Source organism: Amycolatopsis sp. cmx-8-4, from assembly GCF_046548675.1.
Taxonomy (GTDB): Bacteria; Actinomycetota; Actinomycetes; order Mycobacteriales; family Pseudonocardiaceae; genus Amycolatopsis.
Genome location: NZ_JAEBDZ010000002.1, coordinates 209727 through 226176 on the forward strand (window position 1 = coordinate 209727; position 16450 = coordinate 226176).

Here is a 16450-nt window from a genome sequence, read left to right on the forward strand (position 1 = left end):
AGTCACCTCGGGGACGCGGGGGGAACGGGGGCTGGGGCGGGGGTTCACGACATGCCCAGTTCTTTGTCGAGCAGCTCGAAAATGTCGTCGCCGGTGGCCGAGGCGAGCTCGGCGTCGGCCGTGTCCGCGCTCCGGTGCGCGTCGCTCCACTTCGCCAGCAAGCTCTGCAGCCGCAACGTGATCCGGGGGTGCTCGGCTTCGTCGTGACCGGGCGCCAGCAGCAGCGCTTCGAGCCGGTCCAGCTCGCCGAGCACGGCCGGGCGGGCCGCGGCGACGGGCTCGTCCAGCAGCGCCTCGCGCAGGTACCGGGCCAGTTCGAGCGGCGTCGGCTGGTCGAACACCAGCGTCGCGGGCAGCCGCAGGCCAGTACCGGCGTTGAGCCGGTTGCGCAGCTCGACCGAGGTCAGCGAGTCGAACCCGAGCTCCTTGAACGGCCGGGCCGGGTCGACCTCGGCCGCCGAGAGGTGACCGAGGACCGCGGCGACCTCGGCGCAGACCAGCTCCGTCAGCAGCTGCTCACGCTCCACTTCGGACATCGCGGCCAGCCGCGTCTTCAGTGCGATCCCGCCACCGGTGGAGTTTTCCGCGGCCCGGCGGGCGCGGTGCCGGATCAGTCCGTTGAGGACAGTGGGCACGCCACCGCCGGCGGCGCGGGCCCGCAACGCGGCCAGGTCCAGGCGCACCGGCAAGAGTGCCGGTTCGGCCGAGGCCAGGCCCGCGTCGAACAACGCCAGGCCTTCGGCGGCGGTCAGCGGCGGGATCCCACCGCGGGTCATCCGGCGCACGTCGGCCTCGGTCAGGCTGCCGAGCATGCCGCCGCCCGCCCAGGGACCCCAGGCCAGCGACGTCGCGGGCAGCCCGGCCGCCACGCGCCGCTGGGCGAGGGCGTCCAGGAACACGTTGGCCGCCGCGTAGTTGGCCTGCCCGGCGTTGCCGAACGTCCCCGCGACCGAGGAGAACAGCACGAACGCAGCCAGGTCGGCCTCTGCGGTCAGCTCGTGCAGCCGTTGCGCCGCAAGGGCTTTCGGTGCCCACACGGTGTCGAGCCGCTCGGAGGTGAGGGATTCGACGGTGCCGTCGTCGAGGATGCCGGCGGTGTGCACCAAAGCGGTGAGCGGGTGCTCGGCGGGAATGGTGCCGAGCACCGCGCCCAGCGCCGCACCGTCGGTGACGTCGCACGCCGCGACGGTGACTTCGGCGCCCAGCCCGGCCAGTTCCTCGACGAGGTCTTCGGCGCCACCGCGCCGGCTGAGCAGCAGCAGGTGCTTGATGCCGTGCGTGGTGACCAGGTGCCGGGCCACCAGCCGCCCTAGCGCCCCGGTGCCGCCCGTGACCAGCGCGGTGCCCGCCGGGTCGAGTGGGCGCGGCACCCGCAGCACGACCTTGCCGACGTGCTTGGCCTGACTGAGGTAACGGAACGCCTCCGGCGCGTGCCGGATGTCCCATGTGGACAGTGGCAGCGGCTTGAGCGCACCGCTGGCGAACAGCGCGAGGACGTCCACGAACAGCTCGGCGATCCGGTCCGGCCCGGCGTCGATCAAGTCGAACGCCTGGTAGTGGACGTCGTGCGCGGCGGCCACCTGCTCCGGGTCGCGGACGTCGGTCTTGCCCATCTCCAGGAACCGCCCGCCGGGCGCGGTGCTGCGCAGTGAGGCGTCGACGAACTCGCCGGCCAGCGCGTCGAGCACGACGGCCATCCCGCCACCGAACGACTGCTCGAACTCGAGCGTGCGGGAGCTGGCGAGGTGCGCGTCGTCCAGGCCCATGCCGCGCAGGACGTCCCACTTGCCGGGGCTCGCGGTGCCGAAGACCTCGGCGCCGAGGTGCCGGGCGAGCTGGACGGCGGCCATGCCGACGCCGCCCGCGGCGGAGTGGATGAGCACGCGCTCGCCCGCCCGGAGCGCGCCGAGCTGAACCAGCGCGTAGTACGCGGTCAAGAACACGATCGGTGCGGACGCGGCCTGCTCGAAGCTCCACCCCTCGGGAATCGTGACCAGGTAACGGTTGTCGGACACCGAGACCGGCCCGAACCCGCCGGCGAGCAGGCCCATCACGCGGTCGCCCGGCGCCAGCCGGGTCACGCCGGCCCCGACTTCCAGCACGACGCCGGCGCCTTCGATGCCGAGCAGCCCGGCCTCGCCGGGGTACATGCCCAGCGCGTTCAGCACGTCGCGGAAGTTGAGCCCGGCGGCGCGGACGCCGACCCGGACCTCGTGGCCGGCCAGCGGTGCGACGGCCTCCGGGCTCGGCACCAGGACGAGGTTGTCCAGGGTGCCCTTGGCCCGGGTGTCGAGCCGCCAGGCCCGCTCACCGGACGGCGGCTGCAGCGCGCCGCCGCCCCGCGTGACCCGCGGGACGAACAAGTCCCCGCCTCGGACCGCGATCTGCGGTTCACCGGTGGCCAGTGCCGCGTCGAGCGGCTCGCCGTCGAACGCGTCGACGAGGACGAACCGGCCGGGGTGCTCGGCCTGCGCGGACCGCACCAGGCCCCAGACCGCGGCCACGGCCGGATCCGGTTCCGCCGTGTACACCGCGCCGCGGGTTCGCAGCGCCAGCTTCGAGCCGGCGTAGCGTTCTTCGGAAATCCAGCTCTGGACCAGTTCCAGGACCTCGGCGACGCTCTTCGCGTCGGCCACGACCAGCTCGGGCACCGGGTCGGCGACCTCGCTCAGCGGGACCACGACGGCGACCGCGTCCGGCTTCGGGATCGGCGTCCAGGCGAGCCGGTACAGCGACTCGGGAGCTGCGGGACCGGGGTCCGCCACGGCCGAAACCGGGCGCAGCACCAGGGACTCGACGGTGGCGACCGGCGCTCCTGACGCGTCCGCGACCAGCAGCGACACGGCGTCGTCGCCGGACGGGGTCAGCCGGACGCGCAGTTTCGCGGCACCGGCGGCGTGCAGGGTGACGCCGGTCCACGCGAACGGCAGCCGGCCGGGGCGCTCGCCGGGCTGGGCGAGCTGGTCGCCGGTGCCGAGGGCGAGCGCGTGCAGGGCCGAGTCGAGCAGCCCGGGGTGCAGGCCGAACTCCGCGGTGCCGGCCGGCAGCGCGACCTCGGCGTAGATCTCGGTGGCCGTCCGCCAGGCCGCGGACAGGCCGCGGAAGCTCGGGCCGTAGCCGAACCCAGCCTCGGTCATACCGTCATACAGACCGCTGACGTCGATGGGCTCGGCGCCGGTGGGCGGCCACACGGCCAGCCCTTCGGACGGCGCGGCCGCCGACGTCCCGAGCGCGCCTTCGGCGTGCAAGGTCCACTCGCCGCCGCCGGCCACGCGGGCGTGGACGGTCAGCGGGCGGAGTCCGCGCTCGTCGGCCTCGCCCACGCGGACCTGGACGTCGACCGCCCCGTCCTCGGGCAGCACCAGCGGGGCGTGCAGGGTCAGGTCCTCGACGCGGTCGTGACCGGCCTCGTCCCCGGCCCGCACGGCCAGTTCGACGAACGCGGTGCCGGGCACCAGGATCGCGCCGCGCACCCGGTGCTCGGCGAGCCACGGGTGGGTCCGGACGGAAAGCCGGCCGGTGAGCAGGAACCCGTCGTCACCGGCGGTCGCGACGGCCGCGCCGAGCAGCGGGTGCCCGGCCGCGGCGACGCCGAGGGCCGACGGGTCGCCGGTGACGGCCGCTCGCAGCGTCGGCCAATGGCGCCGGCGCTGGAAGGCGTAGGTCGGCAGGGCGACCCGCGGGACCGCGGTGGGGAAGGCGGCGGACCAGCCGACCGGGGTGCCGTGGACGAACGCCGTCGCCAGGCCACCGAGCAGCGTGGCCTCTTCCGGGCGCCCGGCGCGCTGGGTCGGCGCGAAGACGGCGTCGCCGGTGACGCAGTCCTGGCCCATCGCGGACAGGACGCCGTCGGGGCCCAGTTCGAGGAAACGGGTGACGCCGGCGGCCTCCAGCGTGCGGACGCCGTCGAGGAACCGGACGGCTTCGCGGGCGTGCCGGACCCAGTAGCCGGCGTCGAACTCCAGCACCGGCTCACCGGTGACGGTCGAGACTATCGGTATAACCGACTGACTGTAAGACAGAGACTCAGCTATACCGCGGAACTCCGCCAGCATCGGATCCATCAGGGGCGAGTGGAACGCGTGGCTCACCGTGAGGCGCTTGGTCTTGCGGCCCAGCTCGGCGAACTGCGCGGCGACGGCGAGCACCTCGGCCTCGTCGCCCGAGATGACCGTCGAGTCCGGGCCGTTCACCGCCGCAACGGTCATACCGTCTGACAGATATACCGAAACCTCGGGCTCGGTCGCCTGGATCGCGACCATCGCGCCACCCGCTGGCAGGGCCTGCATGAGACGTCCGCGGGCAGCGACCAGCGTCGCGGCGTCGGCCAGTGACAACACGCCCGCGACGTGCGCTGCGGCCAGCTCGCCGATCGAGTGCCCGGCCAGGAAGTCGGGCCGGACGCCGAAGTGCTCCAGCTGCCGGAACAGCGCCACCTGCAGCGCGAACAGCGCCGGCTGGGTGTAGGCGGTCTGGTCGAGCAGAGCGGGTTGCGTGCCGGTGAGCTGGCCGGGCAGCGCGGACTGGGTGCCGGTGACCTGGCCGAGCAGCGCGGGTTCGCCGAACATGACCGTCTGCAGTGGACGGTCCAGATGGGTGTCGAACTCGGCGCACACCGCGTCCAGCGCCGAGGCGAAGACCGGGTGCACCTCGTACAGTTCGCGGCCCATCCCGGGCCGCTGGCTGCCCTGGCCCGTGAACAGGAACGCCGTCCGGCCGGTCGCCGGGGCCGTCCCCTCGATCAGGCCGGTGGACGACTCGCCGCGGGCCAGTGCGCCGAGCCCGTCGAGCAGTGCGGTGCGGTCACCGGCGAGCACGACCGCGCGGTGCTCGTGGACGGCGCGGGTGCCCGCCAGCGCGGCGCCGAGGCCGGCCAGGCTGAGGTCCGGCTGGTCGTCGAGCTGGGCGCGGAGGCGCTGGGCCTGGTCGCGCAGGGCGTCGGCGTTGCGGGCCGACAGCACGAACGGGGCCGTCGACAGTTCTTCCGAAGACTCAGAAGGGGCCACAGCTTCGGCCGGAGGAGCCTGCTCGAAGACCGCGTGGGCGTTGGTGCCGCTCATGCCGAACGACGAGAGCCCGAACCGGCGGGGCGCGCCCGTCTCCGGCCACGGCGTCGGCTCGGTGACCAGCGCGACCGACCCCGCCGACCAGTCCACGTGGGACGACGGCGCGTCGACGTGCAGGGTCTGGGGCAGCACGCCGTGCTCGACGGCGAGCACCATCTTGATCAGCCCGGCCACCCCGGCCGCGGCCTGGGTGTGCCCGATGTTGGACTTGACCGAGCCGAGCCACAGTGGACGTTCGCGATCACGTCCGTAGGTCGCGAGCAGCGCCTGCGCCTCGATCGGGTCGCCCAGCTGGGTGCCGGTGCCGTGTGCCTCGACGACGTCGACGTCCGATGTGGACAGTCCGGCGGCCGCGAGGGCCTGGCGGATCACGCGTTGCTGCGACGGGCCGTTCGGCGCGGTCAGGCCGTTGGACGCGCCGTCGGAGTTGACGGCGGAACCGCGCAGCACCGCGAGCACCGGGTGCCCGTGGCGCTGGGCGTCGGAAAGCCTTTCCATCAGGACCATGCCGGCGCCCTCGCCCCAGCCGGTGCCGTCGGCCGCGTCGGCGAACGCCTTGCAGCGGCCGTCGGCGGCGAGGCCGCGCTGGCGGGAGAACTCGATGAACGCCGCCGGGGTCGCCATCACCGTCGCGCCGCCGGCCAGCGCCAGCGAGCACTCGCCCGACCGCAGGGCTTGGGCGGCTAGGTGCACCGCGACCAGCGAAGACGAGCACGCAGTGTCGACGGTGACCGCCGGGCCCTCCAGACCGAAGGTGTAGGCCAGCCGCCCGGACACCACGCTCGCCGCGTTGCCGGTGGCGACGTGGCCCTCCATCGCCTCCACCGAGGCCATCAGCAGGTTGACGTAGTCCTGGCCGTTGGTGCCGGTGAAGACGCCGGTCCGGCTGCCCCGCACCGTGCGCGGGTCGACACCCGCCCGCTCGAAGACCTCCCACGACGTCTCCAGCAGCAACCGCTGCTGCGGATCCATGGCGAGCGCCTCACGCGGGCTGACCCCGAAGAACGCCGCGTCGAACTCCTCGGCGCCGTCGAGGAACCCGCCCGAGCGCGAGTAGCTGGTGCCGTGGTTGTCCGGGTCGGGGTCGTAGAGCGCGTCGGTGTCCCAGCCGCGGTCGGCGGGGAAGTCCGAGACAGCGTCGCCGCCGGCGCGCAGCAGGTCCCAGAACTGTTCGGGGGTGCGGACACCACCGGGGAAGCGGCAGCTCATCGCGACGATCGCGATCGGCTCGGTGCCGTCCACAGCGGACTCGACGATCTCGTCCACAGTGGACTCGTCGAACAGTTTCGCGGCCAGCAGGTCGGCCAGCGCGAGCGGGTTCGGGTGGTCGAACACCAGCGTCGCCGGCAGCCGCAGGCCGGTCGCGGACTCGACCAGGTCACGCAGCTCGACGGCCATCACCGAGTCGAACCCGAGTTCGCGGAAGGCGCGGCCGGGCTCGACCGCGTCGGTCCCGGCGTACCCGAGCACCCCGGCGACCTGGTGCCGCACCAGGTCCAGCAGGACGGCCGAGCGCTCCGAAGCAGACGCTCCGGCGAGCCGGCGCCGCAGCGCCGAAAGCTCCTCGGGTTCGGCGGCGGGACGGCTGTCCAGCGCCGCGCGGACCTCGGGCAGCTCACCGAGCAGGGGGCTGGGCCGGGCCGCGGTGAAGCCGGGCGCGAAGCGCGCCCAGTCGACGTCGGCGACCGTGACCACCGGGTCGTCCCCCGCCACCGCCCGGGCCAGCGCGGCGACCGCGAACCGCGGCGCCATCGGCGTCACGCCCCGGCGGCGCAGGTGCTCGGCGGCGTCGCCGGTCGCCATCCCGGCCTCGGCCCACGGGCCCCATGCGACCGACGTCGCGGGCAACCCGGCGGCGCGGCGGGCCTGGGCCAGCGCGTCGAGGAAGGCGTTGCCGGCGGCGTAGGCCGACTGGCCGGCGCCACCCCAGGTGCCGGCGATGGAGGAGAACAGCACGAACGCGTCGAGCTCGCCCAGCAGCTCGTCCAGGTGCGTAGCCCCGGCGACCTTCGCGCCGACGACGTCGGCCAGGTCGGCCGGCGACATCTCCTCGAAGGCCTGGGCTTGGGCGACCCCGGCCGCGTGCACGACGGCGTCGAAGTCGAAGCGGGAAGCCAGTGCGGCCACCTCGTCGCGGTCGGCGATGTCGCAGGCGACGATCTCGACGTCCACATCGGACAGTTCGGCGCGCAGGTCCGCGGCGCCGGGTGCGTCCGGGCCGCGGCGGCTGGTGAGCACCAGCTTGCTCGCGCCGTTCGCGGCGAGCCAGCGGGCGACCTCGGCGCCCAGCGCGCCGGTGCCACCGGTCACCAGCACGGTCCCGCGTGGCGTCCAGACGCCGTCGCGGCCGGTGGCGCGGGTGAGGCGGCGGGCGAAGAGCCCGTTGGCGCGGACCGCGATCTGGTCTTCGGCACCGAGCCCGGCCAGCACGCCCGGCAGCCGCAGCAGGGCGCGGGGGTCGAGGTCGCGCGGGAGGTCGACGCTCCCGGCGATCCGGCCGGGGTGTTCGAGCGCGACCGCGCGGCCGAGCCCGGCCACCGCGGCCTGGGCGGCGAAGAGCCGCCGGTCCCCCGCCGGTCGGTCCGCCCGGCCGACGGCCACCGCACCTCGGGTGACCAGCCACAACGCGGCCTCCCCCGCCATGTCGCCGAGGGCTTGGGCCAGCGCCGCGGTCGCCGCGACGCCGTCCGGGAGCCCGGCGTTCGCGCCGGGGTCTGCCGTGGCGAGCAGCGACAGGACGCCGGAGACCGGCCCTTCGGCGAGCACCTCGCGCAGCAGTTCGGCGAAGATCGCGCGGTCGGCCGTGACCGGGACGCGCAGGATCCGCGTCTCGGCGCCGGCTTCGGTCAGGGTGTCGACGACGGCGGCGAGGGTGTCCTCTTCGCCGTCCGGGGCGACGAGCAGCCAGGTGCCGCCGACCCGGTTCGCGGCCGCGGGCAGCGGCTGCCAGGTGACGCGGTAGCGCCACGAGTCCGAAGTGGACAGTTCGGTGCGGGATCGGCGCCACGCCGACAGCGCGGAGACGACCGGGCCGACCTCGCCCTCGGGCAGGGTGAGCGTGCCGGCGAGTGCTTCGACGTCCTCGCGTTCGACGGCGTCCCAGAACCGCGCCTCGCCCTCGTCGACCGGGCCGGTCGTGGAGACGGCCGGGACGTCGAGCCAGTAGCGCTGCTCCTGGAAGGCGTAGGTGGGCAGGTCGACGCGGGCGGCGGGGCCGAAGACGGCGGTCCAGTCGACCCGGGCGCCGCCGGTGTGGGCAGCGGCGAGCGCGGTCAGCACCGTACGGGCAGCGGGACGGCCTTCGCGCAGCGCGGCGGCGAAGGTGCCGGTGCCGGTGCCGGTGCCGGTGCCTTCCAGGCACTCCGGGCCCATCGCGGCGAGCACGGCGTCCGGGCCCAGCTCGACGAACGTCGTGACCCCGCGGCCTTCCAGCGTCCGCATGCCGTCGGCGAAACGGACGGCCTCACGCACATGCCGGACCCAGTACTCGGCGTCGAACTCCGTGATCAACTCGCCGGTGACATTCGATACTATCGGTATAACCGTCTTACCGTAAGACAGAGACTCAGCTATACCCCGGAACTCCGCCAGCATCGGATCCATCAACGGCGAATGGAACGCGTGGCTGACGACCAGGCGCTTGGTCTTGCGGCCCAGCTCGGCGAAGTGCGCGGCGACCGCGAGCACGGCGTCCTCGTCGCCCGAGATGACCGTCGAGGCCGGGCCGTTCACCGCGGCGATGGTCATACCGTCTGACAGATATACCGAAACCTCCGCCTCGGTCGCCTGCAGAGCCACCATCGCGCCACCCGACGGCAGCGCGTCCATCAGCCGGCCGCGCGCCGCGACCAGCTTGACCGCGTCGGCCAGCGACAGCACCTCGGCCATGTGGGCCGCGGCGATTTCGCCGACGGAGTGGCCGAGCAGGTGGCTCGGCCGCACACCCCAGTGCTCGAAGAGCCGGTACAGCGCGACTTCCAGCGCGAACAGCGCCGGCTGGGTGTAGGCGGTGCGGCCGAGAAGATCGGCGTCGGCCGACCCGGCTTCGGCGAACATGACCATCCGCAGCGGCCGGTCCAGGTACGCGTCGAACTCCGCGCAGACCGCGTCCAGCGCGGCGGCGAACTCGGGGTGGACGTCGTAGAGGTCGCGGCCCATGCCCGGGCGCTGGCTGCCCTGGCCGGTGCACAGGAACGCGGGCGCGACGCCGGTCGCCGACCCGCGGACGACGTTCGCGGCCGCCGATCCGCCGGCGAGGGCGGTCAGGCCGCGGACCAGCTCGTCGGTGTTCTCGCCGACGACCGCGGCGCGGACGTCGAACGCGGAGCGCGCGGTGGCCAGCGCTTGGCCGATGTCGTGTGGGTGCCCGGCGTCGGCGTGCTCCAGCAGCCGGGACGCCTGGGCGCGCAACGCGGCTTCCGTCCGTCCGGAAAGGACCCACGCCACCGGGCCGTCGGCGGGAGCGGGAAGCTTGGGGGCCGGGTCGCCCTGTTCCAGCACGGCGTGCGCGTTGGTGCCGCTGATGCCGAACGACGACACACCGGCGCGGCGCGGGCGGCCGGTCTCCGGCCAGCTGCGTGTGTCGCGCAGCACCTCGACCGCGCCGTCCGCCCAGTCGATCCGGGTGGACGGGCGCTCGGCGTGCAGGGTCTTCGGCAGCGTGCCGTGCCGCATCGCCATGACCATCTTGATGATCCCGGCGACGCCGGCCGCGGCCTGGGTGTGGCCGAAGTTGGACTTGACCGAGCCGAGCCACAGCGGTTCCCCGGCGCGGTCGCGGCCGTAGGTGGCGAGCAGGGCCTGCGCCTCGATCGGGTCACCGAGCGACGTGCCCGTGCCGTGCGCTTCGACGGCGTCCACATCGGACAGTCCGAGTCCGGCCGCGGCGACCGCCTGGCGGATCACCCGCTGCTGGGCCGGGCCGTTCGGCGCGGTCATGCCGTTGGACGCGCCGTCCTGGTTGACCGCGCTGCCGCGGACCACCGCGAGGACCGGGCGCCCGTTGCGGCGCGCATCGGAAAGCCTTTCCAGCAAAAGCATGCCGACACCTTCGCCCCAGCCGGTGCCGTCGGCGCCGTCGGCGAACGACTTGCATCGCGCGTTCTCGGCGAGGCCGCGCTGGCGCAGGAACTCCATGAAGATCGTCGGGGTGTTCATCACGGACACGCCGCCGGCCAGCGCCATCGTGCATTCGCCGGTGCGCAGTGCCTGCGCGGCCAGGTGCAGCGCGACCAGCGACGACGAGCAGGCCGTGTCGATAGTGACGGCCGGGCCTTCGAGGCCGAAGGTGTAGGCGATGCGGCCGGACGTGATGCTGCCCGCGCCGCCGTTGCCGAGGTGGGCGCTGTACTCGTCGAGGCCGTCCGAGCTGTAGAGCCGGGAGCCGTAGTCGTGGTACATCACGCCGGCGAACACGCCGGTCCGGGAGCCGCGCGCGGCCGCCGGGTCGATCCCGGCGCGCTCGAAGGCCTCCCACGTCGTGGTCAGCAGGAGCCGCTGCTGCGGGTCCATCGCCATCGCCTCGCGCGGGCTGATGCCGAAGAACTCCGGGTCGAAATCGGCGGCGTCGTAGAGGAAACCGCCCTCGCGGGCGAAGCGGGAGCCGTCGCCGTCCGGGTCCTGACCGTAGAGCAGCTCGGGGTCCCAGCCGCGATCGGCGGGCAGCGCGCCGATGGCGTCGGTGCCCGAGGAGACCAGCTGCCACAGGTCTTCCGGCGTCCGGACGCCGCCGGGGTAGCGGCAGCTCATCGCGACGATCGCGATCCGGTCGTCCGTATCGTCCACGGTGGACTTGACGCGCCGGACAGGCACGATCTCGCCGGTGCCGAACAGCTCCCCGCGCACGTGCCGGGCCAGCGCGATCGGCGTCGGGTGGTCGAAGACGAGGGTCGCCGGCAGCCGCAGGCCGGTCGCGAGGTTGAGGCGGTTGCGGAGGTCGACCGCGGTCAGCGAGTCGAAGCCGAGGTCCTTGAACGGCTTGCCGTCCCGCACGGCTTCGGCGGACGCGTGGCCGAGCGCGGCGGCCGCGGTGGTCCGGACCAGGTCGAGCAGCGACTGCTCGACCTCGGCCTCGCCGAGGCCGCTGAGCCGTTCGCGCAGCAGGGACTCGTCTTCGGCGGCGCCGGCCGCGGCCCGGCGCGCCGGAGCCCGGACGAGCCCGCGCAGCAGCGCCGGCACCGTGCCGGGCTTCGCCGTCGAGGCGGCCAGCCGGACCGGCACGAGCAGGGCGTCGCCGCCGCCGGTGGCCAGGTCGAACAGGGCGAGGGCGTCTTCGGTGGGCAGCGGCTCGATGCCGCCGCGGCTCATCCGGCCGAGGTCGCCGTCGTCGAGGTGGCCGGTCATGCCGGACGCCTGTGCCCACAAACCCCAGGCCAGCGACGTCGCGGGCAGCCCGGCGGCGCGCCGGTGCGCGGCGAGCGCGTCGAGGAAGACGTTGGCGGCGGCGTAGTTCGCCTGCCCCGGGCCGCCGAAGATCCCGGCAGCGCCGGAGAACAGCACGAACGCTCGCAGCGGCCGTCCGGCGGTCAGTTCGTGGAGGTTCGCGGCGGCGTCGACCTTCGGGCGCAGCACGGCGGCCAGGCGTTCGGGGGTCAGGGACTCCACGGTGCCGTCGTCGAGCACGCCCGCGGTGTGCACGACCGCGGTGAGGTCGCCGGTCCGCGCCAGCAGCGCTTCGAGAGCGTCGCGGTCGGCGACGTCGCACGCCGCGATCTCGACGTCGGCGCCGAGGCCGGTCAGCTCCTCGGCCAAGGAAGCGGCGCCGTCGGCGGCGAGGCCACGACGTCCCACGAGCAGCAGCCGCCGGACGCCGCGTTCGGCGACGAGGTGGCGGGCCACGAGCCCGCCGAGAGTGCCGGTGCCGCCGGTGATCAGGACCGTCCCATCCGGACCGAACACCGTGTCGTCCACATCGGACACGGTGTGCCGCGCCAGACGCGGGACGTAAGCGACGCCGTTTCGCACGGCCAGCTCGGCCTCGTCGGCGGCGAGCGCGGCCGGCAGCAGGTCGAGCAGGCTGTCCGGCGTGACGGCGTCGAGGTCGGCGACGGCGAAGCGGCCCGGGTGTTCCGAGCGCGCCACACGCAGCAGGCCCCAGACGGTCGCCGCGGCCGGGTCGCCGCCGCCGTCCGGGCCGAGCGCGCCGCGGGTCACGAAGACCAGGCGGGAGCGGTCGAACTTCGGCTCCGCGAGCCAGGTCTGGACCAGGTCGAGGGTGTCCTGGGCGACCCGGTGCGCGGCGGCCGCGAGCCCGTCTCCCCCACCGGGCGCGACCACGACGAAGTCCGGTGCGCCGCCTTCGCTCGACGCGGCGAGCGCGGCGAGATCGGTCCAGGAGGCGACCGAGCCGCCCAGCGGCGTGCCGAGCTGCGCCCAGGTGGCCGAGCCGTCCACAACGGACAGCGGCAGCTCCGGCCAGTCCACTCGGTACAGCGCGTCCCGGACGCGGCCGGCGTCGCCGATGGCCGCGGCGTCGACCGGACGCAGGACCAGTGACCCGACCGCGGCGACCGGACGGCCGCTCGGGTCGGCGACGTCGAGCGAGATCGTGTCCGGCCCGGCGGGGCTCAGCTTGACGCGGATCGCGTCGGCCCCGGCCGCGAACAGCGTCACGCCGGTCCAGGAGAACGGCAGCAGGCCGCGGGCGGAACCGGTCAGGCCGACGCCGTGCAGCGCGGCGTCGAGCAGGGCCGGGTGCAGGCCGAACCGGCCGGCCGTCGGCTTGACCGCGTCGGGCAGGCGGACGTCGAGGTAGAAGTCGTCGCCGGCGCGCCAAGCGGCGTGCAGGCCACGGAAAGCGGGCCCGTACTGGAAACCGGCGGCGGCGAAGGCGTCGTAGAGGCCGTCGACCGGGACCACCTGCGCGCCTTCCGGCGGCCAGGTCACCGGGTCGGCCGGCGCCGGGATGCCGGACGTCGTGAGCGTGCCGGTGGCGTGCCGCGTCCACGGCTCGTCGAAGGCGGCGTCGGCGGGCCGGGAGTAGAACTCGATGGTCCGCGGGTCGCCGGCGCCGACCGTCACCTGCAGCGTGACGCCGCCGCGCGCGGGCAGCACCAGCGGCGCCTCCAGGGTCAGCTCGGCCAGCCGGTCGCAGCCGGCCTGGTCCCCCGCGCGCACGGCCAGCTCGACGAAAGCGGTGCCGGGGAACAGGATCGTGCCGCCGACGGCGTGGTCGGCCAGCCACGGCTGGGCGTGCGCGGAGAGCCGGCCGGTGAACAGGAAGCCGTCGCCGTCGGCCAGCGCGACGGTGGCGCCGAGCAGCGGGTGCGCGGCCGCGCCGAGCCCGGCCGACCCGAGGTCGCCGGCGCGGACCGCGGAGACGTCCGGCCAGAACCGGCTGGGCTCGAAGGCGTAGGTCGGTAGGTCAGCGCGATCGCCGGTGCCGTACAGCACCGCCCAGTCGGGCACGACCCCGCCGGCCAGCGCCTCGGCCAGCGACAGGTGGAACCGCGCGAGGCCGCCTTCGCCGCGGCGCAGGGTCCGCAGCGCGGCCGCCTCGACGCCTTCGTCCTCGAAGATCTCCTGCAGCCCCACGGTGAGCACCGCGTGAGGCGCGACCTCGACGAACGCGCCGATCTCTTCGGCGAGCATGACGCGGACGGTGCCGTCGAACCGCACGGTCTCGCGCAGGTTGCGGAACCAGTAGCGGACGTCGAGGGTCGCGGTGTCGATCCGCTCGCCGGTGACGGTCGAGTAGAACGGCACGTCGGTCGCGCGCGGGCGGACTGGCGCGACGGCGCGTTCGAACTCTTCGCGCAGTTCTTCCAGCTGCGCCGAGTGCGCGGCGTAGTCGACGGCGACGCGCTTGGCGCGCACGCCGTCGCGCTCGCACCGGGCGAGCAGTGCGTCGAGCGCACCGTCGTCACCGGAGACGACCGTGCTGGCCGGACCGTTGACCGCGCCGATGGACAGCGGGCCGCCGGTGATCAGGGCCTCGACGTCGGCCTGCGGCAGGGCGATGGAGACCATGCCGCCACGGCCGGACACCCCGAGCACCAGGCGGCTGCGCGTCACGATGACCAGGGCACCGTCCTCAAGGGACAACGCGCCTGCGGCCACCGCGGCGGCGATCTCACCCTGGGAGTGCCCGACGAACGCGTCGGCGGTCACTCCGTGCGCGCGCCAGACCTCGGCGAGCGAGACCATCACGGCCCACAGCACCACCTGCTGCACGTCCACCCGGTCCACTTCGGACGGTGCGCCCTCGGCGCCGGCGACGACGTCGAGCAGGGACCAGTCGACGTGCGGGGCCAGCGCGGCGGCGCATTCGCGCATCCGGGCGGCGAAGACGGGTGACGCCGTCATCAGCTCGCGGGCCATGCCTTCCCACTGCGCGCCGGCGCCGGGGAAGACGAAGGCGGTCCGGCCGGAGCCGGTGACCGCGGCGCGCGTGGCCGTCGACAGATCGTCCAAAGCGGACAGCAGCGCGTCCCGGTCGGAAGCTTCCACGACGGCGCGGTGTTCGAAGGCCGCCCGCGTGGTGGCGAGCGTGCGGGCTACGTCCACAAGGGATAGTCCCGGGTGCGCGGTGAGGTGGTCGCGCAGGACCTCGGCCTGCCGGGTCAGCGCGGCCTCGGTGCGCCCGGACAGCAGCAGCGGCAGGGTGCCGCCGACGGGAGCCCGGTGCTTTTCGGGGGTTTCCGGCTCGGGCGCCTGCTCGATGATGGCGTGCGCGTTGGTGCCGCTCATGCCGAACGACGAGACGGCCGCGCGGCGCGGTTCGCCGGTCTCCGGCCAGGTCCGTTCCTCGGTGAGCAGCTCGACCGCACCGGCCGCCCAGTCGACGTGCGGGGTGGGCTCGGTGACGTGCAGGGTCTTCGGCAGGACGCCGTGCCGGATGGCCTGGACCATCTTGATGATGCCGCCGACGCCGGCCGCGGCCTGCGAGTGCCCGATGTTGGTCTTCATCGAGCCGAGCAGCAGCGGGCGTCCGTCTGGGCGGTCCTGGCCGTAGGTGGCGAGCAGCGCCTGGGCCTCGATCGGGTCGCCGAGCGAGGTGCCGGTGCCGTGCGCCTCGACCGCGTCGACCTGCCCGGCCGACAGCCGCGCGTTGGCCAGCGCCTGCAGGATGACCTTCTGCTGGGCCGGGCCGTTGGGGGCGGTGAGGCCGTTGGACGCGCCGTCGGAGTTGATCGCCGTGCCGCGCACCACCGCGAGCACGGGGTAACCGAGGCGGCGCGCGTCGGACAGCCGGGCCAGCAGCAGCATGCCGACGCCCTCGGCCCAGCCGGTGCCGTCGGCGGCGGCGTCGAACGCCTTGCAGCGACCGTCCGGCGCGAGCCCGCGCTGGCGGCTGAACTCGATGAACGCGCCCGGCGTCGACATCACGGTGACGCCACCGGCCAGCGCGAGCGAGCACTCGTCGCGGCGCAGCGCCTGCGCGGCGAGGTGCAGCGAGACCAGGCTCGACGAGCACGCGGTGTCGACGGTGACGGCGGGGCCTTCGAGCCCGAAGCTGTAAGCGACCCGGCCGGAGAAGACGCTCGCCGCGCTTCCCGTCGCTACGTGCCCTTCGACGCCTTCGGGCGCGTCGGCGAGAAGCGTCGCGTAGTCGTGGCTGGTGGTGCCGACGAAGACACCGCACTGGGTGCCCTTCAGCGAAGCGGGGACGATCCCGGCGCGCTCGAAGGCCTCCCACGACGTCTCGAGCAGCAGCCGCTGCTGCGGGTCCATGGCGAGCGCTTCGCGCGGCGAGATGCCGAAGAACGCGGCGTCGAACCGGCCTGCTTCGCGGAGGAAGCCGCCTTCGTTGGCGTAGGTGGTGCCGCTGTGGCCGGGGTCCGGGTCGAAGACGGCGTCGGTGTCCCAGCCGCGGTCCTCGGGGAACGGGCCGATGACGTCGCGTCCCTCCGACACCAGCTCCCAGAGCTGTTCCGGGGTCCGCACGCCGCCGGGGTACCGGCAGCTCATCGCGACGACGGCGATCGGTTCCTGCGTCCGGTCCTCGAGGCTGCGCAGTTTCTGCCGGGTCTGGTGCAGGTCGGCGGTGACCCACTTCAGATAGTCACGGAGCGTCGCCTCATCGGCCATCGCCGCACACCTCACTTGTCGCCGTGTCTGCGTCTCCCGGCTTCGCTCGGTGCGCGCGTTTCCCGGGGTCTTTCCCGTGGTCACAGCGCTGCCCCGACGAACCGGTGCCAGGGAAACCTATGAATCCGCCGACCCTCGCGACAACCCTTAGCGACCCCCTACGCCCCTAGGCGAACCCGGCCCCGACCTGCGGAAAAGCCCCGGGACGCCGCGCCGCGAAGGAGGTGCCCGGGGGGCGTACCGGAACGCCCCAATGTGGCGTTGGGTGCGTTGGACGCACCCAATGTGGCGTTCGGTGCGTCCAACGCACCGAACGCCACATTGGGGCGCATGAGCCGTCGGCCCGCGACTCTCGT

The 16450-nt window shown here is 74.3% G+C and carries 1 protein-coding gene; it reads right to left on the minus strand.

Translation table 11 applies throughout. The features are described from left to right. Positions 1 to 44 precede the first annotated feature (44 nt). Entirely contained in the window at positions 45 to 16094 is a 16050-nt protein-coding gene (locus ACLJQZ_RS04295) for a type I polyketide synthase (RefSeq protein WP_410618705.1), read from the minus strand. Positions 16095 to 16450: the final 356 nt, after the last annotated feature.

Excerpts from the sequence above, each read along its gene's own strand:
- ACLJQZ_RS04295 (WP_410618705.1), bottom strand. The coding sequence starts at position 16,094 with ATGGCCGATGAGGCGACGCTCCGTGACTATCTGAAGTGGGTCACCGCC.